18 protein-coding genes and 2 tRNA genes are annotated in these 24,252 nt (G+C 69.0%); 16 read left to right on the top strand and 4 right to left on the bottom strand.

The window, feature by feature from the left end; genetic code table 11:
* Positions 1-68 precede the first annotated feature (68 nt).
* The gene (ppdK, locus tag QN206_04070; GenBank protein MDR7613980.1) at positions 69-2,717 is read left to right on the top strand and encodes a pyruvate, phosphate dikinase; all 2,649 of its coding nucleotides are present in this window, start codon (positions 69-71) and stop codon (positions 2,715-2,717) included.
* A gap of 9 nt (positions 2,718-2,726) precedes the next feature.
* Here ppdK and QN206_04065 read toward each other — a convergent pair whose 3' ends face one another.
* The 3 genes from QN206_04065 to QN206_04055 all read right to left on the bottom strand — a co-directional run bounded on the left by QN206_04065 (position 2,727) and on the right by QN206_04055 (position 6,303).
* Entirely contained in the window at positions 2,727-3,470 is a 744-nt protein-coding gene (locus QN206_04065) for a ZIP family metal transporter (GenBank protein MDR7613979.1), read from the bottom strand.
* 104 nt (positions 3,471-3,574) lie between these two features.
* Positions 3,575-5,410: a phosphoenolpyruvate carboxykinase (GTP) gene (locus QN206_04060; protein MDR7613978.1), complete on the bottom strand. Its 1,836-nt coding sequence runs from the start codon at positions 5,408-5,410 to the stop codon at positions 3,575-3,577.
* A gap of 56 nt (positions 5,411-5,466) precedes the next feature.
* Positions 5,467-6,303: a sigma-70 family RNA polymerase sigma factor gene (locus QN206_04055; protein MDR7613977.1), complete on the bottom strand. Its 837-nt coding sequence runs from the start codon at positions 6,301-6,303 to the stop codon at positions 5,467-5,469.
* A 160-nt stretch (positions 6,304-6,463) separates the two neighbouring features.
* Between QN206_04055 and QN206_04050 the strand changes: the two genes are divergently transcribed.
* The 5 genes from QN206_04050 (at position 6,464) to aceA (ending at position 11,154) form a co-directional block, all read left to right on the top strand.
* On the top strand, positions 6,464-7,624 hold the full coding sequence (locus QN206_04050; protein MDR7613976.1) for a histidine kinase: 1,161 nt from the start codon (positions 6,464-6,466) through the stop codon (positions 7,622-7,624).
* Entirely contained in the window at positions 7,621-8,328 is a 708-nt protein-coding gene (locus QN206_04045) for a LytTR family DNA-binding domain-containing protein (protein MDR7613975.1), read from the top strand. Before QN206_04050 ends, QN206_04045 begins: the two co-directional genes overlap by 4 nt.
* A 78-nt stretch (positions 8,329-8,406) precedes the next feature.
* Positions 8,407-9,507, top strand: a complete 1,101-nt coding sequence (locus tag QN206_04040) for a bis-aminopropyl spermidine synthase family protein (GenBank protein MDR7613974.1) — start codon at positions 8,407-8,409, stop codon at positions 9,505-9,507.
* A gap of 115 nt (positions 9,508-9,622) precedes the next feature.
* Positions 9,623-9,844: a hypothetical protein gene (locus tag QN206_04035; protein MDR7613973.1), complete on the top strand. Its 222-nt coding sequence runs from the start codon at positions 9,623-9,625 to the stop codon at positions 9,842-9,844.
* The gene (gene aceA, locus QN206_04030; GenBank protein MDR7613972.1) at positions 9,841-11,154 is read left to right on the top strand and encodes an isocitrate lyase; all 1,314 of its coding nucleotides are present in this window, start codon (positions 9,841-9,843) and stop codon (positions 11,152-11,154) included. The genes QN206_04035 and aceA overlap by 4 nt, the downstream gene beginning before the upstream one ends.
* 64 nt (positions 11,155-11,218) lie before the next feature.
* Here the strand turns inward: aceA and groL are convergent, their stop codons facing one another.
* On the bottom strand, positions 11,219-12,844 hold the full coding sequence (gene groL, locus QN206_04025) for a chaperonin GroEL (GenBank protein MDR7613971.1): 1,626 nt from the start codon (positions 12,842-12,844) through the stop codon (positions 11,219-11,221).
* 146 nt (positions 12,845-12,990) lie between these two features.
* Between groL and QN206_04020 the strand changes: the two genes are divergently transcribed.
* The 10 genes from QN206_04020 to QN206_03975 all read left to right on the top strand — a co-directional run bounded on the left by QN206_04020 (position 12,991) and on the right by QN206_03975 (position 24,247).
* Positions 12,991-13,713 (top strand): DUF881 domain-containing protein, encoded by a 723-nt coding sequence (locus tag QN206_04020; GenBank protein MDR7613970.1) that lies wholly within the window; start codon positions 12,991-12,993, stop codon positions 13,711-13,713.
* A gap of 37 nt (positions 13,714-13,750) precedes the next feature.
* A tRNA-Lys gene (locus tag QN206_04015) sits at positions 13,751-13,826 on the top strand.
* A gap of 73 nt (positions 13,827-13,899) precedes the next feature.
* Positions 13,900-13,984, top strand: a tRNA-Leu gene (locus QN206_04010).
* A 15-nt stretch (positions 13,985-13,999) separates the two neighbouring features.
* The gene (gene tig, locus QN206_04005) at positions 14,000-15,283 is read left to right on the top strand and encodes a trigger factor (protein ID MDR7613969.1); all 1,284 of its coding nucleotides are present in this window, start codon (positions 14,000-14,002) and stop codon (positions 15,281-15,283) included.
* Positions 15,280-15,903: an ATP-dependent Clp endopeptidase proteolytic subunit ClpP gene (clpP, locus tag QN206_04000; protein MDR7613968.1), complete on the top strand. Its 624-nt coding sequence runs from the start codon at positions 15,280-15,282 to the stop codon at positions 15,901-15,903. Before tig ends, clpP begins: the two co-directional genes overlap by 4 nt.
* 41 nt (positions 15,904-15,944) lie before the next feature.
* A complete protein-coding gene (clpX, locus tag QN206_03995) occupies positions 15,945-17,210 on the top strand; it encodes an ATP-dependent Clp protease ATP-binding subunit ClpX (protein MDR7613967.1) in 1,266 nt (421 codons plus the stop codon).
* A gap of 73 nt (positions 17,211-17,283) precedes the next feature.
* Positions 17,284-19,719 carry an endopeptidase La gene (gene lon, locus QN206_03990; GenBank protein MDR7613966.1) on the top strand — a complete coding sequence of 812 codons (2,436 nt, stop codon included), beginning with the start codon at positions 17,284-17,286 and terminating at the stop codon, positions 19,717-19,719.
* 15 nt (positions 19,720-19,734) lie between these two features.
* Entirely contained in the window at positions 19,735-20,712 is a 978-nt protein-coding gene (locus tag QN206_03985) for an ornithine cyclodeaminase family protein (protein MDR7613965.1), read from the top strand.
* Positions 20,713-20,808: 96 nt separating this feature from the next.
* The gene (locus QN206_03980) at positions 20,809-23,457 is read left to right on the top strand and encodes a valine--tRNA ligase (protein MDR7613964.1); all 2,649 of its coding nucleotides are present in this window, start codon (positions 20,809-20,811) and stop codon (positions 23,455-23,457) included.
* Between the two features lie 10 nt (positions 23,458-23,467).
* The gene (locus tag QN206_03975) at positions 23,468-24,247 is read left to right on the top strand and encodes an enoyl-CoA hydratase-related protein (GenBank protein MDR7613963.1); all 780 of its coding nucleotides are present in this window, start codon (positions 23,468-23,470) and stop codon (positions 24,245-24,247) included.
* Positions 24,248-24,252 lie beyond the last annotated feature (5 nt).

Here is a 24,252-nt window from a genome sequence, read left to right as displayed (position 1 = left end):
CGCGGGATGCGCAACTCCCTGGGAGCTGTGTAGGCTTTAGGCAGGGAACGAATGCGTGGGGGTGCGGAATGGACAGGAAGTGGGTTTACCGGTTCGAGGAAGGCGGTGAGGCCCTCCGGGATCTGCTGGGCGGAAAGGGTGCAGGACTCGCGGAGATGACCCGGGCAGGAATTCCGGTTCCCCCGGGGTTCGTGATCACCACCGAGGCCTGCAACGCGTACTACGAGGCGGGCCGTCGATTGCCGGAAGGGCTGTGGGAACAGGTGCTGGAGGCCCTGCGGGAGGTGGAGACCCGCACGGGCAAACGCTTCGGGGACCCCGGCCGGCCGCTTCTGGTCTCCGTGCGCTCCGGCGCAAAGTTCAGCATGCCCGGCATGATGGATACGGTCCTGAACCTCGGCATGAACGACCGGGTGGCGGAGGGTCTTGGCCGGATCTCCGGGGATCCCCGCTTCGCCTACGACGCGTACCGGCGCTTCCTGCAGATGTTCGGCCGCATCGTCCTGGACGTCCCCGGCGAGCTCTTCGAGCAGGTGCTGGAGGAGTACAAGCACCGGGGGACCGAGCCGCGTTCGGACACGGACCTCACCGCGGAGGAGCTGCAGGAGATCTGCGAACGGTTCAAGGACATTATCCGGAAGCACACGGGCAGGGAGGTTCCCCAGGATCCCTACGAGCAGCTGCGGCTCGCCATCGCCGCGGTGTTCGACTCCTGGATGGGCAAGCGCGCCGTGGATTACCGACGGGTGCACCGAATCCCGGACACCCTGGGCACCGCGGTGAACGTCCAGACCATGGTGTTCGGCAACCTGGGCCCGCGATCCGCCACGGGAGTGGCCTTCACCCGCAACCCCGTGACGGGAGAGCGGCAGCTTTACGGGGAGTACCTTCCCCAGGCCCAGGGGGAGGACGTGGTGGCGGGCATCCGTACCCCGAAACCCATCGCCCAGCTGGCGGAGGAGATGCCGGAGGTGTACCGGGAGTTCGTGCGGGTGGCGGAACTCCTGGAGCGGCACTACAAGGACATGCAGGACGTGGAGTTCACCATCGAGAACGGGCAGCTGTGGATGCTGCAGACCCGCTCTGGCAAGCGCACGGGGACGGCCGCGGTGCGCATCGCGGTGGACATGGTCCGGGAAGGGCTCATTGATCGGCGCACCGCGATCCTGCGGGTGGATCCGGAGCAGCTCGCGCAGCTCCTGCACCCTACCGTGGACGAGGCCGCCCGTCAAGGGGCCCACCGGGACGGCCGCTTCCTCGCCCGGGGGCTTCCCGCCTCCCCGGGCGCCGCGAGCGGCCAGGTGGTCTTCCATCCGGATGAGGCGGAGCAGCGGGCCGCCCGGGGAGAGCGGGTGATCCTGGTACGCACGGAGACCTCCCCGGAGGACTTCCACGGCATGGTGGCAGCGCGCGCTGTGCTCACCGCCCGGGGGGGGATGACCTCCCACGCGGCGGTGGTGGCCCGGGGCATGGGGAAACCCTGCGTGGTGGGCGCGGAAGCCCTGGTGATCGATCCGGAAGCCCGTGAGATGCGAGTCAACGGGAGGGTGGTCCGGGCCGGGGAGTGGATCACCGTGGACGGAGGGACGGGCGAGGTGTTCCTGGGGGAGCTCCCCACCCGGGAGCCGACCCCCACGGAGGAGTTCCTCACCTTCATGCAGTGGGTGGACGAGTTCCGGACCATGAGGGTCCGGGCCAATGCGGACACCCCCGAGGACGCCCGCCGGGCCCGGCAGTTCGGGGCGGAGGGGATCGGGCTGTGCCGTACGGAGCACATGTTCTTCACCGGAGACCGCATCTACGCCATGCGGGAGATGATCATGGCGACCACCCCGGAGGAGCGCGCGGCGGCCCTGGCGAAGATCGAGCCCCTCCAGCGACAGGACTTCGTGGAGATCTTCCGGGCCATGGACGGATACCCGGTGGTGATCCGCACCCTGGACCCGCCCCTCCACGAGTTCCTGCCCCAGGAGGAGGAGGCCATCCGGGAGACCGCGGAGCGCATCGGGGTATCCGTGGAGGCGATCCGGCAGAAGGTCGCGGCGCTACGGGAGTTCAACCCCATGATGGGCCTGCGGGGGTGCCGGCTGGGGATCCTCTATCCGGAGATCACGGAGATGCAGGCCCGGGCCATCTTCGAGGCCGCGGCCGCCTGCCAAGCGGAGGGGGTGCACGTGGAGCCGGAGGTGATGATCCCTCTCGTCTCGGATCTCAACGAGCTGCGTGCCCAGGCAGACGTCGTCCACCGGGTTGCCCAGGAGGTGATGGCCCGTACGGGTCAGCGGATCCCCTACCGGGTGGGGACCATGATTGAGGTCCCCCGGGCGGCCCTGATCGCGGATCGGATCGCGGAGGTGGCGCAGTTCTTCAGCTTCGGGACGAACGATCTCACCCAGTTCACCTTCGGCATGAGCCGGGACGATGCGGGCCGGTTTTTGCCCCGCTATCTCGACCAGAAGATCCTCTCCGAAGACCCCTTCCAGGTCCTGGACCGGGAGGGGGTGGGACAGCTGCTGCGGATGGGGACCGAACGGGGCCGCCTGACCCGGCCGGACCTCGTGGTGGGGATCTGCGGGGAGCACGGCGGAGAACCCAGCAGCGTGAAGTTCTGCTTTGCGGTGGGGCTGGACTACGTCTCCTGCTCCCCCTACCGGGTGCCCGTGGCCCGGCTCGCCGCCGCCCAGGCGGCCCTGGGAGACCGGGTCCGGGACGTGTAGGGTGGATCCTCAGGCCCTCAGGAGGGCCTGGAAGGCCACCATGGCCAGGGAAGCGAGGGTCACGGTGGTGGCCACGAGCCCCTGCGGGGCATCCAGGAGGGCATCCGGCAGGATCTCGGAGAACACCATCCAGATCATGGCCCCGGCGGCAAACCCGAGCCCCGTGGGCAGGTGTGCCCGGAAGGCCTCCACGAAGAGGTAGGCAGGAGGGGCCAGGAGGGGCTGGGGCAGGCTGCTGAAGATGCTCCACCACACGGCCTGCCAGACGGGGATCCCCCGGGGCACCAGCACCAGGCTGATGGCAAGGCCTTCAGGGATGTTGTGCACGGCGATGGCGAGGGCGATGAACAGACCGAGTTCCCTCCCTCCGCTGAAGGAGACGCCGATCCCGATGCCTTCCGTGAAGGAGTGCAGGGTCATCACCCCCACCACGAGGAGCGCCTTGCGGGCATCCATCCCGGACAGCTTCCCCAGGCGCAGGTCCTCTTGCCCCCGCAGGAGGTTCGAGGTCCAGGCGATGAAGCCGATGCCCGTCACCGCTCCCAGCAGCACGCGTCCCGGATGGAAACGCAGCCCCTCCTGCAGGAGCCCGAAGCTGGCGGCCAGCATGAGTCCCGCGGCCGCCGCGTTGCTGGCCCCCAGCCAGATGCGCGTGGCGTTCCGGTAGAACAGGAAGGGGAAGGCCCCAAGCCCCGTGCACGCCGCGGTCCCCAGGGCATACAGGAAGACGGATTCCAGGCCGCCGTGGAACATGCTCCTGCGCTCCCGCACCAGGATAGGTGCCCGGGGGCGGATTCGTCGATTCTGAGTAAAGGCGGTAAGGGGACCCGTCCGACCCGCGTTCGGCGGGCCAAGGGTTACTCCGGCTCCGCCACGGAGCTCCACCGTTCCGGGGAACGCCACAGGCTGCTGCGCAGAAGCTCCCGCAGGAAAAGGAACTCCTTGGGGAGACGGTCGTAGAGGAGGGTGAAGAGCTCCTCGTGCGCCTGGATCTCCTGCATCCACTCGGCTCGATCCACCCGCATGACCTGCCCGAACCGCTCCCGGCTGAACTCCAGCCCTTCCCAGTCCAGATCCTCGTAGCGGGGCATCCAGCCGATGGGGCTCTCCACCGCGTATGCGCGGCCCCGTACCCGTTCCACGATCCACCGCAGGACCCGCATGTTCTCCCCGTAGCCCGGCCAGAGGTACGTTCCGTCGGGACCTTTCCGGAACCAGTTCACGAAGAAGATGCGGGGCGGGTTCGGGAGCTCCCGGCCGAACTGGAGCCAGTGCTGGAAGTAATCCCCCATATGGTAGCCGCAGAAGGGAAGCATGGCAAAAGGATCCCGACGCACCCGTCCCACCTCCCCCGCGGCCGCCGCGGTGGTCTCCGCGCCCATGGTCGCTGCCAGGTACACGCCGAAGTACCAGTTCACCGCCTGATACACGAGCGGGACCGTATCGCCACGCCGGGCGCCGAAGATGAACCCGCTCACCGGTACCCCCCGAGGATCCTCCCACGCGGGGTCCATGGAGGGGCACTGGTGGGCGGGGGCGGTGAACCGGGCGTTGGGGTGGGCCGCGGGTTGTCCGCGCTCCGGATCGTACGGCTGCCGCCGCCAGTCCACCAGCCCCGGAGGCGGGACCTCCGTGAGTCCCTCCCACCATACGTCCCCGTCCGGGGTGAGGGCCACGTTGGTGAAGATGGTGTCGCGCTCCACGGTGGCCATGGCGTTGGGGTTGGTCTCCCAATTGGTCCCGGGCGCAACCCCGAAGAACCCGGCCTCCGGATTGATGGCGCGGAGGTCTCCGTCGCCCGCGGGGAAGATCCAGGCGATGTCGTCCCCCACGGTGGTCACCGTCCAGCCCCGGCGGCGGAAGCTCTCGGGCGGCACCAGCATGGCGAAGTTCGTTTTGCCGCTGGCGCTGGGGAACGCGGCTCCCAGGTACGTCTTCTCCCCGTCCGGGGAGCGAACCCCCAGGATCAGCATGTGCTCCGCCAGCCACCCTTCCTCCCGGGCGATCCAGCTGGCGAGGCGGAGGGCGAAGGACTTCTTGCCCAGAAGCGCGTTCCCGCCGTAGCCGCTGCCGAAGGAGACGATGAGGCGTTCCTCCGGGAAGTGCACGATGTACTTGGTGGTGTTGCAGGGCCAGGGGACGTCCTGCTCCCCGGGGCGGAGGGGGAAGCCCACGGAGTGCAGACACCGGACGAACTCCCCCGTTCCCAGGGCCTCCAGCGCGTGGCGTCCCATGCGGGTCATGATGCGCATGTTCACCACCACATACTCGGAGTCCGTGATCTGCACCCCGAACCGGGCATAGGGCGAGCCCAGGGGCCCCATGCTGAAGGGGATCACGTAGAGGGTACGGCCCCGCATGCATCCCCGCAGGAGTTGCTCCAGGGTTCGTTTCATCTCCTGGGGATCCACCCAAGGATTGGTGGGGCCCGCGTCCTCCCGGCGCCGGGTGCACACGAAGGTGCGCTCCTCCACCCGGGCAGTGTCCGAGGGGTCGGAGAATGCCGCGTAGCATCCGGGCCGCTTCTTCGGGTTTAGGGGGACGAATGTTCCCTTTCGGACCAGCACCTGACACAGCCGCTCGTACTCCTGCCGGGACCCGTCGCACCAGTGGATGCGGTCCGGCCGGGTGAGCTCCGCCACCTCCTCCACCCACCGCACGAGAGCCCGATTCCGGGTGAACTCATGCACCATGGGTCGCTCCTCTCCGGGAGTATACCCTTTCCCGGTCCAGGTCTCCTTGGGAGCAATTAGCCGGCGAGATCCCGCAGGCGCGCCAGCCAGGCGGGTCGGCGCAGTTTGGCCAGGGCTCTCAGCTCCACCTGCCGGACCCCTTCCGCGGTGAGCCCGAGCCTCCGGGCCACCTCCCGCATGGTCCGGGGGGGTTCGCCGTCGAGCCCGTAGCGCAGCCGAAGGACCGCGCGCTCGCGCTCGGGGAGTCGCTCCAGCAGCCGCTGGAGGACCTCCCGCCGCAGGCGGGGGGCCAGTGCCTCGTCCGGGTCGGGGACTTCCAGGGCCGGGACGAGCTTCTCAAAGTCGTCGTCGGGGACCAGGGCCTCCAGGGACACGGGGGCCTCCAGGAGGGACAGGTCCTGAAGGACCCGGTCCAAGGGCCATCCCAGGTCGCGGGCGATCTCCTGGGGTGTGGGCTCCCGCCCCAGGCGCTGTGCCAGAGACCGCTGCTCCTTCCGGAGGCTGGCCAGCTCCCGCCGGCGGTAGGTGGGGAGGTGGAGGACCCGGTTCTGCTCCGCCAGGGCTCGCTGGAGGGCGTGGCGGACCCACCACGAGGCGTAGGTGCTGAAGCGTTGACCCCTCCGCCCGTCGAACCGGGCCGCGGCCTCTACCAAGGCCAAGTTGCCCTCCTGAATCAGGTCCGGCAGGGATCCCCCGAGGCGGGCGAACCGTCGGGCCAGGCAGACCACGAGGTAGAGATGCGCTTCCACGAGGACCCGCAGGGCATCCTTGTCCCCGCTTTGGATCCGCTGGCCGAGGCGCTCCTCCTCTTCCCGCGTCAGGCGCGGGCTCCGCGAAACCCGGTTTAGGTACACTCGGATCCACGGATCCGGGCGCTGCGTTCCCGAGCGCATCCCGTTTTCCGAAGCCGATTTTTCCGCGGGGCTCGATCCCCTTCCCCGGGGAAAAGATTCGATCCCTTCCCTCCTTCCCCCTTCTCCGCCGTTTATGAATTCCCATGAATCGGCGGGGCGTTCCGGTCCGCCTTCCCCCCGCGGTATGCTGATGGTGAAGATGCCTTCCACCGCGCGCATTCACAGGAACCTTGACGCCCTCAGCAGCCGGGTGTGGCTGCGGGTGATGATCCGCCGCCTCCGGTCCGTCGCCCGGGCGTCCCGGGAGGAGTTCCACTCGGGCCTCACGCAGGTGGCGGCCCACCGGGTCGCTACCCTGGTCCGGGAAGCTTTCGAGGTGGACGCGGTTTCCCTGGTGGGCCGCGCGAAGGTCCTGGCCTTCGTGGGTGCGGGGAGCGACCACCACCGGCCGGGAGAGCCCGTGACCACGGAGTTCACCAAGCGCGTGCTGTCCACGGGACAGCCCGCGGTCGCCCGGGAGCGGATCGCCATCGGTTGCCCGGATCCCACCTGCCCCCTGACCGCGGCCATCGTGGTCCCCATGCGGGTGAAGGGGATGGTGCCCGCGGCCCTCAAGTTGTACCGGACCGACGGCCGGCCCTTCCGGCCAGAGGCGGTGGAGGGTGCGGTCCTGTTGGGGGAGCTGTTGGGTGCCCAGCTGGAGCTGAGCCTTCTGGAAGCGGAGGTCCGGCGGCTGGAACGGGAGGAGCTGCGGGCGCTGCGGATGGAGATCTCCCCCCACTTCATCTTCAACACCCTGCATGCGGTGGCCGCCACCTGCGGACACGATCCCGAGCGGGCGAGGCGGCTCGTGCTGGACTTCGCGGAGTTCCTGCGGCACGCCCTCCGGGCGCACGGGGAGTTCTGCACCGTGGAGGAGGAGCTCTGGTACGTGGAGCACTACCTGAATTTCGAGCGGATGCGGCTGGGGGAACGGCTGCGGGTGGAGGTGGAGATCCCCCGTTCCCTGTGGAACCTCCTGGTCCCCGTGCTGACCCTTCAGCCTCTGGTGGAGAACGCGGTGGTGCACGGGGTGGAGCCTAAGCCAGGACCCGGCACGGTCCGGGTGCGAGGGTGGGAGGAGGACGGAGTCGCGGTCTTCACCGTGGAGGACGACGGGGTGGGGATTCCGGAGGGGTTGGCGGAGCACGTCACCCAGCGGGGAGTCGGGTCCGGGCTGGGAGTGGGCCTCTTTAACGTGCACCGCCGCCTGGAGACCATCTACGGGCCCGGGTTCGGGCTCCGCGTGGAGAGCCAGGAGGGCAAAGGAACCCGCGTGGTGGTCCGCATCCCCCGAGGGTTCCCCGGTCGCCGTCCATGAGGCCGTTCCGGATTCTGATCGTGGACGACGACCCCACGGCCCGGGCACACCTGGAACGGCTGCTCCGAGAGCTGGGCCAGGACCAGGTGGAAACCGCGGAGAACGCCTATGCCCTCCTGGACCGGATCCGGGACGCCCCGCCGGAGGTGGTGTTCCTGGACATCCGGATGCCTGGCCTGAGCGGGCTTGATGCCCTCCGCGCCCTCAACGCCCTCCCGCAGCGCCCCCGGGTGGTGCTGGTCTCCGCCTTCGACGAGCACGCCCTGGAGGCCTTCGAGGCCGCGGCCTTCGATTACCTCCTCAAGCCCGTGGATCCGGACCGCCTCCGGAAGACCCTGGAACGACTGGCGGCAGAACCCCTTCCGGGGCCTCCCTCGCGCCTGGCCCTTCCCACCGCGGACCGGGTGGTGCTGCTGGATCCCGATCAGATCCTCTACGTGCAGGCCCAGGGCGACCTGATCCGGGTGGTGACCCGGGAGGGCACCTACGAGGCCCGCACAACCCTCCGGGAGGTGGCCCGGCGTCTCCCCCCCACCCGTTTCCTCCGGGTCCACCGCAGCTACCTCGTGAACCTCGACCACGTGGTGGAGCTGCACCCCTTTTTCTCCGGGACCATGCTCCTCCGTCTGGACGACCCCCATCGCACGGAGATCCCGGTGAGCCGCTCCGCGGCCCGCTTCCTGAAAGCCCTCCTCCAGCTATAGCCGTTTCCCTCGCCTTTCCTCATTTCCGTCCTGACCGTACCCTTTAGGATGCAGCCCTTGGGCGGAGGAGGTGAGCGCATGGGACGGAACGTACCCCGCGTGGCGGATCGCCGGCAAGCCCAGGAACGCCTGCACGCGGTTCTCGAACGGGTGCGCGAGCGGGTGCCGGTGGTGGTGAGCCGGCGCGATGCGGAGCGGGCCCTGGGAGCCCTTCAGGTCACGGCCGACCTCTGGGAGGTCTTCCGGCTGAGCCGGGCCCCCATCCGTTTCCTCTGCGCCTTCCTGCAGGAGCTGATCCTCCAGGGGCTGGTGCTGCCGGAGGGGGCCCACCTGCGCCTCAGCCCGGAGGGGTCGAGGTGGGTCGGAACCCTCGGGATCCCCCCGACCCGGGAAGCCGCCTGCTCCCGCTGCGGGGGGCGGGGGGTAGATCCCGGGGTCCTGGGGGAGGAGGTCACGAGGCGCTTCCGCGCCATCGCCCATGACCGCCCACCCGCCCTCCAGGCCTTCGACCAGGGCTACGTCACGGAGGAGACCACCCTGGCCCGGGTGGCCTTTGCCCTGGAGCGGGGGGACGTACAGGACAAGGAGGTCTTCGTTCTCGGGGACGACGACCTGGTGAGCATCGCCCTCGCCCTCACCCGCCAACCCCGGCGGGTGGTGGTGGTGGACGTGGACGAACGGATCGTGGGATTCATCCGGGAGGTGGCGGACCGGGAGGGCCTGGACCGGGTGGAGGCCCACGTCTACGACGTGCGCTCTCCCCTTCCGGAGGTGTGGCGGGCGCGCTTCGACACCTTCTTCACGGATCCCACGGAAAGCCTGCGGGGATTCCGGGCTTTCCTGGAGCGGGGAGTGGCGGCCCTCCACGGGGCGGGAGCCGCGGGGTACTTCGGCCTCACCCACGGGGAGTCCAGCCTCGAGAAGTGGGCCCGCATCCAGCGGATCCTTCTGGATCTGGGCGCGGTGATTACAGACATCCGGGACGCGTTCAACGCCTACGCCAACTGGGACTACGTGGAGACCATGCGGGCCTGGCAGTGGCTTCCCGTGCGCACCCGGCCGGGGCACCTCTGGTACTTCTCCGCCCTCTTCCGGATCGAGCTCCTCCGAACGCCCTCGGTGGAGAACCTGCCCCTGGAGGGAAACCTCTTCGAGGACGAGGAGGCGGCCACCACCTGAGGCGCGGGGAAACGTCTCACAAAACCCACCGCTGAACCGGAAAATCCGACCGTTCGTCGCCCGGAAGTGGAACCCGCCCGGATCCACGGCCACACTGAAAAGGGAGGGGTGCGCCATGATGCGGAAGTGCCCGTGCGGCCGTGTGGTACGGTGGATGGACGCCTGGACCTGCCAGGCCTGCGGTGCGCCGTGTTGCCCGGAGTGCGCGTACCGCCCCGAGGCCACCATCTACTGCCAGGACTGTGCGGACCGGTCTTCGTGGGCGGAACCCGCGCTCGCGGGGATCGCGGGCCTTGACGTCTACGGATGGAAGATGCAGATGGAGGGAGTTCGATGAGCCAAACGGTGGACCTCCGCAGGGAGGCGGAAGAGCTCGAGCATCGCTGGCGGACGGATCCCCGGTGGCGGGGGATCCGGCGAGGCTACACCGCGGAGGACGTGGTGCGGCTGCGGGGGTCCATCCGGGTGGAGTACACCCTGGCCCGGCGGGGCGCGGAGCGCCTGTGGGAGATGCTGCAGAGAGAGGCGTTCGTGGCGGCCCTCGGGGCCCTGACGGGGATGCAGGCGGTTCAGATGGTGCGGGCGGGACTGCAGGCCATCTACGTGAGCGGGTGGCAGGTGGCTGCGGATGCCAACCTGGCCGAGCAGGTCTACCCGGACCTGAGCCTGTATCCTGCCAACAGCGTGCCCGCCCTCGTCCGCCGCATCCAGAATGCCCTGCGGCGGGCGGACCAGATCGAGTGGTCTGAGGGCAGACGGACCCGGGACTGGCTGGTGCCCATCGTGGCGGACGCGGAGGCGGGATTCGGAGGACCCCTCAACGCCTTCGAGCTTACCAAGGCCCTCATCGAGGCGGGAACTGCGGGCATCCACTTCGAGGACCAGGTGAGTTCCGAGAAGAAGTGCGGGCACCTCGGGGGGAAAGTCCTGGTGCCCACCCGGCAGTTCATCCGGACCCTCACCGCGGCCCGCCTGGCCGCGGACGTCCTCGACGTCCCCACGGTTCTCATCGCCCGCACGGACGCCCTCTCCGCCCCCTTGCTGCTGAGCGACGCGGATCCCTACGACCACCCCTTCCTCGTGGGGGAGCGGACGCCGGAGGGGTATTACCGGGTGCGCGGGGGGCTTGAGGCCGCCATCGCCCGGGGGCTCGCGTACGCGCCGTATGCGGACCTGCTGTGGTTTGAGACCTCCCGGCCCGACCTGGAGGAGGCCCGGCGTTTCGCGGAGGCCATCCATGCCCGCTATCCGGGCAAGCTCCTCGCCTACAACTGCTCCCCCAGCTTCAACTGGCGGCGCCACCTGGATCCGGACACCATCGCCCGTTTCCAGCGGGAGCTCGGGGCCATGGGCTACAAGTTCCAGTTCGTCACCCTGGCCGGGTTCCACGCCCTCTGCGCCAGCACCTTCGAGCTCGCCCGGGGGTACGTGGAGGAGGGGATGAGCGCCTATGTGCGGCTGCAGGAGCGGGAGTTCCAGCTGGAGCGGATGGGATACACCGCGGTGCGCCACCAGCGGGAGGCGGGCACGGGATACTTCGACCTCGTGGCCCAGGTGATCTCCGGTGGGGAGGCCTCCACCCTGGCCTTACAGGGCTCCACGGAGGCGGAGCAGTTCACGGAAGCGCCCGTCCGGGCAGGTCCGTGACCGTCCCCGATAAACAGAACGGGCCGGGGACCGACAGGTCCCCGGCCCGGCCTTCCTTCCCGGTCTAGAACTCCTCCTCCTGCATGCCCGGGGTCGGGGTCTTTTCCTTCTTCTTCTCCCGCTTTTCCACCACCAGGGCCTCCGTGGTGAGCAACAGCCCCGCCACGGAAGCGGCGTTCTGCAGGGCAAGCCGCACCACCTTGGTGGCGTCCACCACCCCGGCCTTCACCAGATCCGTGAACTCCCCGGTGCGCACGTCGAGGCCGAAGTTGCGGTCTGGACTCTCCTTCACCCGCTCCACCACGAGCGAGCCCTCCAACCCCGCGTTCTCCGCGATCTGGCGGAGGGGTTCTTCCAGGGCCCGCCGGACGATCTGCACCCCCACCTGCTCGTCCCCTTCCATCTTCAGCCTCTCCAGGGCCGGCAGGCACCGGACGAGGGCCACGCCGCCGCCGGGCACGATCCCCTCCTCCACCGCGGCCTTGGTGGTGTTCACCGCGTCCTCGAAGCGCATCTTGCGCTCCTTCATCTCCGTCTCCGTGGCGGCCCCCACCCGGATCTGGGCCACCCCGCCGGACAGCTTCGCCAGCCGCTCCTGCAGCTTCTCCCGGTCGTAGTCCGAGGTGGTCTCCTCGATCTCCTTCTTGATCTGAGCGATCCGGCCCTTGATGTCCTCGGGCTTGCCCTTGCCGCCGATGATGGTGGTGTCGTCCTTGGTGACCCGAACCTTCTCCGCGCGGCCCAGCATGTCCACTTCCACGCTCTCCAGCTTGATGCCGATGTCGTCCGAGATCACCCGGCCGCCCGTGAGGATGGCCATGTCCTGCAGCATGGCCTTCCGGCGGTCCCCGTAGCCGGGAGCCTTCACCGCCACGCTGGGCAGCACCCCCCGCAGCTTATTGACCACCAGGGTGGCCAGGGCCTCCCCCTCCACATCCTCCGCGATCACCACGAGGGGCTTGCCGAACCGGATCACCTTCTCCATCACGGGCACGATGTCCCGGGCGGCGCTGATCTTCTTCTCCGTGAGCAGAATGAAGGGCTCCTCCAGGACGCACTCCATCTTGTCCGGATCCGTGATGAAGTAGGGGGAGATGTAACCCCGATCGAACTGCATCCCCTCCACCACTTCCACCGTGGTCTCCATCCCCTTCGACTCCTCGATGGTGATGACGCCGTCCCGGCCCACCTTCTCCATGGCGTCCGCGATGATCTCCCCGATGCTGGGGTCGTTCGCCGCGATCCCCGCCACGTGGGCGATGTCCTCCCGGTTCGCCACGGGCTGGCTGAGCTTCTTGAGCTCCTCCACGCACGCCTCCACCGCGGCATCGATCCCCCGCTTGATGAGCATGGGGTTGGCGCCCGCGGCCACGTTCTTCAGCCCTTCCCGGACCATGGCCCAGGCGAGCACCGTGGCCGTGGTGGTGCCGTCCCCGGCTTGGTCGTTGGTCCGGCTGGCCACCTCCTTCACGAGCTGCGCCCCCATGTTCTCGTAGGGGTCCTCCAACTCGATCTCCTTCGCCACCGTCACCCCGTCCTTGGTGATGGTGGGAGACCCCCACTTCTTCTCCAGCACCACGTTGCGCCCCTTGGGCCCCAGGGTCACGCGGACCGCGTTCGCCACCTTCTCCACCCCCCGCTCCAGGGCCCTCCGGGCAGTCTCGTCGTACAGCAGGAGCTTGGCCGGCATGTCTGCTCCCTCCTTTCCTCCCAAAGATCTTCGGAGCCACCGGTTAGCACTCGCGTCCGGAGAGTGCTAACCCCGGTTTTCCATTTTTGGGCGGTCTGACGGGAGTTGCAAGTCGTTCTGGTAAAATGGCCCGGGTAGATGAGCCTGTGGAGGGGCGGCACCGGTTCTGGGAAGCGTGGGCTGCCCTGGGAGGGGTTGGCCTCCTCCTGGGGTTCCTGGTGGTGGTCCAGGTCCGCAGCGCCCGGGAGCTCCGGCAGCGGACGGAGCTCCCCTCCCGCCGGGTGGAGGAGCTGGCGGCGCTGGTGGCCCAGGCGGAGACCGCCCGGAAGGCCCTCGAAGCAGAGGTGACCGACCTCCGGAGGCGGCTACAGGAGTACGAGACCCTGGTCGCGGAGGGGAAGGCCCTGGGCGCCGTCCTGGCTCAGGAGCTGGAAGAGCAGCGGATGGCCCTCGGACTCGTGCCCGTGCGGGGACCTGGAGTCGAGGTGCGGGTGGAGGGGGGGGTGAACTCGCTCGTAGGCCCCTCGGGAGGGCGGGTGCAGGCCACGGAGTTGGCGGGGCTCGTGAACGAGCTGTGGGCCTCCGGGGCAGAAGCTGTTGCGGTGAGCGGCCAGCGGGTGTTGGCGCGGTCGGGGTTCCAGCAGTCCGGCCCGAGGATCCTGGTAGACGGGGTCCCCATCTCCCCTCCCTACGTGATCCGGGCGATCGGAGACGCGGATCTCATGGAGGCGGCCCTCCGGATCCCCGGAGGATACGTGGAGGGTCTGCGGTCCATGGGGGTCTCGATCCGGATCCGCCGGGTCCCCTCCCTGCGCCTTCCGGCCTACGCGGGGCCCCTGGGAGCGCGGTGGGCGAGGCCCGTCCCGTAACCTGGACAGGACAGAGGTCCGTTGCTACCATGTGGATGGGCCGTTAGCTCAACTGGTAGAGCAGGGGACTCTTAATCCCAAGGTTGCAGGTTCGAGTCCTGCACGGCCCACCAGGATGTGGACTTTGGCCCCGCAGGGGTGAGGTGGCCTGCGGGGCTTTGGTTTCGGGAAGGAGTTCGATGAGTCGCGGGCGTGGCGGAACCGGCAGACGCGCCGGACTTAGGATCCGGTGGGGTTGCCCGTGGGGGTTCGAGTCCCTCCGCCCGCACCACCCAGGGAGGAGCCGATGCTGAAGGTGGAGGTGCATCGCGAACCGGGAAGCCGGGCGATCCTGGAGGTGGAGGTTCCCCCGGAGCGGGTGGATCGAGCCCTCGAGCGTGCGTTTGCCCGTCTGGGACGCTCCACCACCGTGCCGGGCTTCCGGCGGGGCAGGGCTCCCCGGTTTCTCCTGGAGCGGTACCTTGGTAAGCAGGTGGTGCAGGAGACGGCCCTCGAGGAGCTGGTGCCGGAGGTCCTCCAGGAGGCGGTGACCCAGACGGGAATCCGACCCCTCACCCGCCCTCAGGTGGACGTGGAGGGGCTGGTGGAAGGCCAGCCGCTCCGGCTGCGGGCCACGGTGGAGGTGGTTCCCGAGGTTCGGCCCATGGACTACCGCTCCCTCCGGATTCCCCGGCCGGAGCCGGAAGTAACGGAGGAAGAGGTGGACCGGACCCTGGAGGCCATGCGGGCCCAGTTCGCACAACTCGTGGCGAAGGAGGGATCCGCGGAACCGGGTGACTTCGTCCTGATCCGGGTGGAGGAGGCACCGGAGGGGGAGTCCCGGTTCGGACCGGGCAGGGAGCTGCTCCTGGAACTGGGAGGCCAGGAGACCCCGAAAGCCCTGGCGGAGGCCCTTCAGGGAGCCCGGGAAGGCCAGACCGTGGAGGTTCCCTGGAATGAGGGGCACCTCCTGAAGGTTGTAGTGGTTGGCGTGCGCCGCCGGGACCTCCCGCCCCTGGACGATGCCTTCGCACGTCAGGTGAGCGATCACCAGACCCTGGAGGCCCTCCGGGAGGAGGTGCGCCAGAAGCTCGGGGAGGAGGCGGCCCGGCGCGCCGCGGAGGAGTACGAAACGGAGGTTCTGCGGAGGGTGGTGGAGGGAAGCGAGGTGGACCTGCCCGAGAGCCTCGTGCACGCGGAGATCCACGCGCTCCTGGAGGACCTGGTGGACCGGCTCCGGGGGAGGGGCCTGACCCTGGAGCGGTACCTGGCCCTGTCCGGGAAGACCCTGGAGCAGCTGCACGAGGAGTACCGGCCCGCGGCGGAGCGCCGGGTGCGGGCCCGGCTCGTCCTGGACCGGATCGGGGAGCTCGAACGCCTGGAGCCCACGGAGGAGGAGCTTCGGCGGGAGGTCGAGAACCTAGCGCAGGAGCTGGGTCGGGAGGCGGCGGAGGTGCGGCGGTGGCTGCAGGAGGAAGGACGGGAATCTTCCCTGCGGTCCCAGCTGCGCCGGCGCAAGACCCTGGCCTTCCTGGTGGCGGTGGCGAGCGGAGCGGAGATTCAGAGTTCGTCGGGGGAGGAGTCCGTATGACCCTGGTACCCATCGTGGTCGAGCAGAGCGCGCGGGGAGAGCGCGCCTACGACATCTACTCGCGTCTGCTGAAGGATCGCATCGTCTTCCTGGGCGGTCCCATCGACGACGAGACCGCGAATCTGGTGATCGCGCAGCTGTTGTTCCTGGCCTACGAGGATCCTCAAAAGGACATCCAGCTCTACATCAACAGTCCCGGCGGATCCATCACCGCGGGGCTCGCCATCTACGACACCATGCAGCACATCCAGCCAGACGTGGCCACCATCTGCGTGGGGCTTGCGGCCTCTGCCGCGGCCCTGCTGCTGGCGGGCGGCACGAAGGGGAAGCGGGGAGCCCTGCCGTACTCCCGCATCATGATCCACCAGCCGTGGGGCGGCGCGCAGGGGCAGGTCACGGACATCGAGATCCAGGCCCGGGAGTTCCTGGAGATGCGTCGGATCGTGAACGAGATCCTGAGTCGGCATACGGGCCAGCCCCTCGAGCGCATCGAGCGGGACACGGACCGGAACTTCTGGATGAGTGCTCAGAAGGCGAAGGAGTACGGGCTCATCGATCAAGTCATCGAACCGCGGCCGGAGAAGGTGGCCGCGTACGCGAAGGCAAACCAAACCGGCTAGGACCGGAGGGGACGATGGCGAAGGGCTTCGGGGGCGGACGCATGTTCCGGTTCGGGGACGAGCACGACCGGCTCAAGTGCTCCTTCTGTGGGAAGCCCCAGGAGCAGGTGCGCAAGCTGGTGGCCGGGCCAGGGGTATACATCTGCGACGAGTGCATCGAGCTGTGCAACGAGATCCTGGAGGAGGAGCTCTACGGGGAGCCGGATGAGGTAACCCCCCGCAGCCTTCCCAAGCCCCAGGAAATCTACGAGGCTCTGTGCCAGTACGTGGTGGGGCAGGAGCGGGCGAAGAAGGTCCTGGCCGTGGCCGTGTACAACCACTACAAGCGCATCGGCCAGCGCCGCCCCAACGACGTGGAGCTCCAGAAGAGCAACATCCTCCTCATCGGGCCCACGGGCTGCGGCAAGACGTACCTGGCCCAGACCCTGGCGAAGATCCTGGACGTTCCCTTCGCCATCGCGGATGCCACGAGCCTCACGGAGGCGGGATACGTGGGCGAGGACGTGGAGAACATCCTCCTCCGCCTCATCCAGGCCGCGGACTACGACGTGAAGCGCGCGGAGCGCGGAATCGTCTACATCGACGAGGTGGACAAGATCGCCCGCAAGTCCGAGAACCCCTCCATCACCCGGGACGTGAGCGGGGAGGGGGTTCAGCAGGCCCTGCTGAAGATCCTGGAGGGGACGGTGGCCAACGTCCCCCCGCAAGGGGGCCGGAAGCACCCCCACCAGGAGTTCATCCAGATCGACACCACCAACATCCTCTTCATCTGTGGGGGAGCCTTCGAGGGGTTGGACAAGATCGTGGAGAGCCGGGTGCGGCGGGCCAGCATCGGGTTCGGAGCCCAGAGCGAGGCCCGGGCCCGGGACACGGGCGAGCTATTGCGTCAGGTGATGCCCCAGGACCTCCTGCGTTACGGCCTCATCCCGGAATTCATCGGCCGGCTCCCCATCGTGGTCACCCTGGACCCCCTTACGGAGGAACAGTTGGTGCGCATCCTGGTGGAACCCAAAAACGCCCTGGTGCGTCAGTACCAGCGGATCCTGGAGATGGACGGGGTGGATCTGGTGTTCACGGAAGAGGCCTTGCGGGCCATCGCCCGGGAGGCCATGGCCCGCAACACGGGCGCCCGAGGGCTCAGGACCATCATCGAGGACATCATGCTGGATGTGATGTACGAGATCCCCTCCCGCCCGGACGTGAAGCGGTGTCTGGTGACCCTGGAGGCGGTGGAGCGTCGGGTCCCCCCCATCCTGATCACCGCGGCGGAGGCCAAGCGGTTGCCGAAGGAACGGCCGGCCAGCTAGTTCGCCGCGCGGTGGAATCTTCCCGCCCTCCCTTGCGTATACAGGGGTGAAGGCGCGAACCGGTGGAGGGATCATGAGCGAGACACGGACGGGATATCCGGCAGTCCTTCCCCTGCTTGCCCTGAAGGGGGTGGTGGTCCTCCCGCACGCCTCCCTGGCCCTGGGCGTGGGACGACCCAAGTCCATCCGGGCCCTGGAGCAGGCCATGGAGGGCGAACGGCTGCTGCTGCTGGTGGCCCAGCGGGACGAGAACATCGAGGATCCCAAGCCTGAGGACCTCTTCGGGTGGGGGACCATCGCCCGGATCATCAACGTGGGCCGCCAGCCCGACGGGGTCCTCCAGGTGATGGTGGAGGGGCTGGTGCGGGCGAGGATCCTGGAGTTCGTCCGCACGGATCCCTACTTCGCGGTGCGGGCGGAGGCGGTGGAGGACACCGCGGAGCGCACCGTGGAGATCGAGGCCCTCATGCGGGGCGTGTCGGCGCAGTTCGAGCGGTACGCGCGGTTGAGCCGGTCCGTGCCTCCGGAGGCCTTCATGGCCATCATGGGGACGGAGGAGCCCGGCAAGCTCGCGGACCTCGTGGCCCAGCACCTCCCCCTCAAGGTGGAGGAGCGCCAGCAGCTGTTGGAATTGGACCCCGCGGGCCGGCTGGAGCTCCTGGCCCAGATCCTTCACCGGGAGCTCGAGATCCTGGAGCTGGAGCGGAAGATCCAGAACCGGGTCCGCAAGTCCATGGAGCGCTCCCAGCGGGAGTACTACCTCAAGGAGCAGCTGAAGGCCATTCAGCAGGAGCTGGGAGAGCGGGACGAGCGGCAGGCGGAGGTGGAGGAGTACCGGAAGAAGATCGAGGCCGCGAATCTCCCGGATTATGTCCGGGAGAAGGCCCTGGAGGAGCTGAGCCGCCTGGAGAAGATGCCGCCCATGGTGGCGGAGGCGGTGGTGGTGCGCACCTACCTGGACTGGATCCTGGCCCTTCCCTGGAGCGTGCGCACGGAGGACCGCCTGGACATCCAGGAGGCCCGGCGGATCCTGGACGAGGATCACTACGGGTTGCGGAAGGCGAAGGACCGGATCATCGAGTACCTGGCGGTGCGCAAGCTGAGTCCCGGGACCCGGGGCCCCATCCTCTGCTTCGTGGGACCGCCAGGGGTGGGCAAGACCTCCCTCGGCAAGTCCATCGCCCGGGCCCTCGGTCGGAAGTTCGTGCGGGTGTCGCTGGGCGGAGTGCGGGACGAGGCGGAGATCCGGGGCCACCGGCGCACCTACGTGGGGGCGCTCCCGGGCCGGATCATCCAGGGCATGAAGATGGCGGGGAGCAAGAATCCCGTATTCATGCTGGACGAAATTGACAAGCTGGGCCTGGACTTCCGGGGAGACCCCTCCGCGGCGTTGCTGGAGGCCCTGGACCCGGAGCAGAACCACGCCTTCAGCGACCACTACCTGGAGCTTCCGTTTGACCTGAGCGAGGTGATGTTCATCTGCACCGCCAACATCCTGGACACCATCCCGCCCGCCCTCCGGGACCGGATGGAGGTGATCCGCTTTCCCGGCTACATCGAGGAGGAGAAGCTGGCCATCGCCAAGCACTTCCTGGTGCCCAAGCAGCTGCGGGAAAACGGCCTCGCGGACCGGGGTCTGCACTTCAGCGATGAGGCGATCCTTCGGATCATCCGGGAGTACACCCGGGAGGCGGGGGTGCGGAACCTGGAGCGGGAGATCGGCACCATCTGCCGGAAGGTGGCTACCCGGGTGGCGAGCGGAGACCCAAGGGCACCGCGAAGGATCACGCACAAGGTGCTGCACCGCTACCTGGGGCCGCCCCGGTTCCGCTATGGCGTGGCGGAAAAGCAGGACGAGGTGGGCGCCGCCACGGGCCTCGTGTGGACGGAGGTGGGCGGCGACATCGTGACCGTGGAGGTGGCCCTGGTCAAGGGGAGCGGCAAGCTCGTGCTCACCGGTCAGCTGGGAGACGTGATGAAGGAATCCGCCCAGGCCGCGGTGAGCTACGTGCGGTCGAGGACCCGGTGGCTCGGGGCGGACGAGGACTGGTACAGCAAGTACGACGTGCACATCCACGTCCCCGCGGGGGCCCAGCCCAAGGACGGCCCGTCCGCGGGCATCACCATGGCCACGGCCCTCGCCAGCGCCCTCACGGGCCGGCCTGTGCGCAAGGATGTGGCCATGACGGGCGAGATCACCCTCCGGGGCAAGGTTCTGCCCATCGGCGGGGTGAAGGAGAAGGTGATCGCCGCCCACCGGGCGGGGATCGAGACCGTGATCCTGCCCAAGGAGAACGAGCGGGACCTCGTGGAGATCCCGGAGAACGTGCGGCGCCGGCTGCGCTTCAAGCTCGTGGAGCACATGGATGAAGTCCTCGAGACCGCGTTGCTGCCCGCCAAGGAGCGCGCGGCGGTACCCGAAGCCGCTCCCCCGCAGCCGCTGCTGGAGGTCCCCCGGATCCCGGTGGAGACACCTGCTCAGGTCCCCCCGTCTCCGCCCCAGGCATAACCTGGGAGGCGGTTCGTGCTGCGGGTCCTCTCCGCGGAAGAGGTCGCCCGGACCGTCTCCATGGCGGAGGCCATCGCCGCGGTCCGGGCGGCCTTCGTGGCCTTGTGGGAAGGCCGGGTCCACGTCCCCCCACGCATCCACCTGCCCACCCCCTCCGGGAGTGCCCTCTACATGCCCGGGTTCGCGGAAGGGATCGGACTGGGGGTGAAGGCGGTCGCCGTCTACCCGCAGAACCCCGGGATGGGGCTTCCCACCCTTCACGCGGCCGTCCTGCTCCAGGACCTCTCCACCGGCCGACCGCTGGGGCTCCTGGAAGGCGCTAGCCTCACCGCCCTCCGCACGGGAGCGGTCAGCGGACTCGCCACGGATCTGTTGGCCCGCGGGGAGCCGGCGATCGTAGGGCTGATCGGAGCCGGGGTGCAGGCCCGGACGCAGCTGGAGGCGGTGTGCGCGGTTCGGGAGGTGACCCAGGTCCGGGTATACGCCCGCACCCCGGAGCACCGGGAGGCCTTTGCGACCTGGGCCCGGGGCCAGCCCTGGATCCGGGGGGCCTCCGTGTACCCGGCGCCGAGCGCGGAAACCGCGGTGCGGGGCGCGGACATCGTGATCACCGCCACCACGAGCCCCGTCCCCGTGCTCCGGGCAGAGGACGTATCGCCCGGCACGCACCTCAATGCCATCGGTGCGTTTACCCCGACCGCCCGGGAGATCCCCGCGGACCTCGTGGCCCGCAGCCGGGTGTTCGTGGAGAGCCTGGAAACTGCCCGGGCCGAGGCGGGAGACCTGATCCTCGCCGCGGCGGAGGGCCGGCTGGATTGGGGTGCCGTGACGGAACTGGGGGCGGTGGTCGCGGGAGCCCGGCCCGGCCGCACGGCCCCGGACGAGATCACCCTCTTCAAGTCCGTGGGCCACGCGGTCCAGGACCTCGCGGTGGGGATGCTGGTCCTCCGGCGGGCGGAGGAGCGGGGAGTGGGCACGCTCCTCCCGTGGTGAGTTGCAGGCGGACGGGGGGCTACCGCATAATCGAAGCCAGCGGACGCCGCTCCACCCGTGGCGGGCGGGGCGGCGCTTTGCGCTGAGGAGGGTAGGATGGCCATCCGGGAGCTCCCCAAGGTCTACGAACCCGGGCCCGTGGAGATGCGCCTGTACACAGCCTGGAAGGCCGCGGGCTACTTCCGGGCAAGGCCTGACCCCGCCCGAGCGCCCTGGGCGGTCATGATGCCGCTTCCGAACGTGACGGGGGAGCTGCACATCGGGCACGCCCTCAACAACACCCTGCAGGACATCCTCACGCGCTTTCACCGCATGCAGGGGAAGTGTGCCCTTTATCAGCCCGGCACGGACCATGCGGGGATCGCCACCCAGAACGTGGTGGAGCGGGAGTTGGCGAAGGAGGGTCTGCGGCGGGAGGAGCTGGGTCGGGAAGCCTTCGAGGAGCGGGTGTGGGCCTGGGTGCGGAAGTACGGGAGCATCATCTACGCCCAGCTAGAACGCCTGGGGGTTTCCTGCGACTGGGACCGGAAGGTCTTCACCTTGGATCCCCCCTACTACGACGCGGTGCTGGAGGCCTTCGTGCGCCTGTACCGCAAGGGCCTCATCTACCGGGGCAAGCACATGGTGAACTGGTGCCCCCGTTGCCGCACCGCCATCTCCGACCTGGAGGTGGAGTACGAGGAGGTGGACAGTCATCTCTGGTACGTGCGGTATCGGGCCGCGGACGACGGCCCGGACGTGGTGGTGGCCACGCAGCGGCCGGAGACCATCTTCGCGGACGTGGCCGTGGCGGTCCATCCGGACGACGAGCGGTACCGGGAGCTGGTGGGAAGAGAGGTGGTGGTGCCGCTCGCCAACCGCCGGGTGCCCGTGATCGCGGATCGCCGGGTGGATCCTGCCCTCGGTACGGGCGCGGTAAAGATCACCCCGGGCCACGATCCCCTGGACTACGAGGTCGGTCGGGACCACGGGCTCCCGATCCTCGTGACCCTGACCGAGGACGGCCGCATGAACGAACTGGCCCCCAAGTTCTTCGGGCTGGACCGGTTCGAGGCCCGCGGACGGGTGGCCCGAGCCCTGGAGATGCAGGGATTCCTGGTGCGGACAGAGCCGTACCGGACCCGGGTGGGGAAGTGCGACCGGTGCCACACGGTGATCGAGCCCTACATCACGGATCAGTGGTTCCTGGACGTCCGGGACATGGCCCAGCGCACCGCGGAAGCCATCCGCACGGAACGGGTACGGTTCCACCCGGAGCGGTGGACCCGGGTGGCCCTGGACTGGCTCGAGGGGATCCGCCCGTGGGTCATCAGCCGGCAGCTGTGGTGGGGGCATCGGATCCCCGTGTGGAACTGCACGGGCTGCGGGGCTCAGGTGGCCTCCAAGGTGGAGCCCTTCGCGTGCGAGCGGTGCGGCGGGAAGGCCTGGCGGCAGGACCCGGACGTGCTGGACACCTGGTTCAGCTCCGCCCTCTGGCCGCTTGCGACCCTGGGCTGGCCGCAGCAGACGGAGGATCTCCGCTACTTCTACCCCACCAGCGTGCTCGTCACGGACCGGGGGATCATCTTCCTGTGGGTGTGCCGCATGATCATGTTCGGGCTGGAGTTCCTGGACGAAGTGCCCTTCCGGGACGTGTACATCCACCCCACGGTGCACGACATCCATGGCCGCCGGATGAGCAAGTCCCTGGGCACGGGCATCGATCCCATGGTGGTGATCGAGAAGTACGGGGCCGATGCCCTCCGGTTTGCCCTCACCGCCCGGTGCTCCGCGGCCCAGCAGGACATGCGGTTTGACGAGAAGATGATCGCGGACGTGCGCACCTTCGCGAACAAGATCTGGAACGCGGCCCGGTTCGTGCACAGAAACCTTGCCTCCGAGGATCCCACGCGGGTGGACCCCAGCGCCCTGCGGTACGGGATGCCGGAGGTGTGGATCCTCAGCCGCCTGGAGCGCACGGTCCAGGCCGTGACCCGGGCCTACGAGGCCTACGAGTTCGACGAGGCCGCCCGGACCCTCTACCGGTTCCTGTGGGACGAGTACTGCGACTGGTACGTGGAGATGAGCAAGGTGGATCTCGCGGCGGGGGAAGACACGGCCCGCACCGCCCGCTACGTCCTGTGGCATGTCCTCCTGGAGACCATGCGCCTGTTGCACCCCATCATGCCCTTCCTCACGGAGGAGGTGTTCCGGAGCCTGCCGCATCAGGGCGAGACGCTGATGCTGGGTCCCTGGCCCCGCAGCGACCCGCGTCGGGTGCACGAGGAGGTGGAGCGGAGCATGGGGCTCTTTCAGGAGGCGGTGCGGGAGATCCGGAGCCTGCGGGCGGACCTGGGCCTGGGGCCCCACCAGGGGGTGGATGTGCAGGTGTTCGCCCCTCAGGCGGAGCGGGAGCTCCTCGCGCAGCTCCAGCCCTACCTCCGGTCCCTGGCCCGGGTGGAGCGTCTGGAGCTGCTGCCCCTCGATGTGCCCCGGCCGTCCCCTGCCGCCCTGGGCCTTGCGGGGGCCGTGGAGCTGTATATCCCCCTGGAGGCCACGCAGAGCCGGGCCCTGGTGGATCGGGTGCGGCGCGAGCTGGAGGCCCTCGCCCGGGAGCAGGAACGGCTGGCGCGCAAGCTCCAGAACCCCGAGTTCCAGCAGAAGGCCCCCGCGGAGGTGGTGCGGGCGGAGGAGGAGAGGTTGTGGGAGGCCCGGACGAGGGAGCAGAAGCTGCGCCGGTACCTGGATGCCCTGCAGAGGGTTTGAGGAGGCGGATATGTCCGGGCAGACCGTCCAGTACGAGCTTCGGGACGGGGTGGCCACCCTCACCCTGAACCGACCCGAGGTCCTCAACGCCCTCAACCGGCAGATGCTCGCCGAGCTCCGGGCGGTCCTCCGGGAGACGGAGCGGGATCCGCGGGTCCGGTGCGTGGTGCTGACGGGGGCCGGGAAGGCCTTCTGCGCGGGGCAAGACCTTGAGGAACTGGAACCGGAGGGACAAGACATCCTCGAGCACCTCCGGGAGCACGTCAACCCCCTCATCCTCCACCTGCGCCGGATGGAGAAGCCGGTGCTGGCGGCCGTGAACGGGGTGGCGGCGGGAGCGGGGTGGAGCTTGGCTCTGGCGTGTGACCTCCGGATGGCCTCCGCGGACGCCCGGTTCCTCACCGCCTTCGCCCAGGTGGGCCTGGTTCCGGACGCGGGAAGCACCTACTTCCTCCCCCGTCTCGTGGGCCTGGGGAGGGCATTCGAGCTGTGTGCCCTCTCCGACGCCCTCAGTGCGGAGGAGGCCCTGCGATGGGGGCTGGTGAACTGGGTGGTCCCCCCAGGCGAGCTGCGGGACCGGGCAGGGGAGGTGGCAAGCCGGCTCGCCCAAGGCCCCACCCGGGCCTATGGTCTAATGAAGCGGGCGTTCCTGCGCTCCCTGGACGGGGACCTCGCCTCTGCCCTGGACTACGAGGCCATGCTCCAGAAGGTGGCGAGCCGCACGGAGGACCATCGGGAGGGCTGGAGGGCGTTTCGGGAGAGGCGTCCGCCGCACTTCACGGGCCGATAGCGGGA

It is taken from the genome of Armatimonadota bacterium, from assembly GCA_031460175.1.
Lineage (GTDB): Bacteria > Sysuimicrobiota > Sysuimicrobiia > Sysuimicrobiales > Sysuimicrobiaceae > Sysuimicrobium > Sysuimicrobium tengchongense.
Note: the sequence above shows the minus strand (reverse complement) of the source record. Positions and strands in the feature narration are given on the sequence as shown.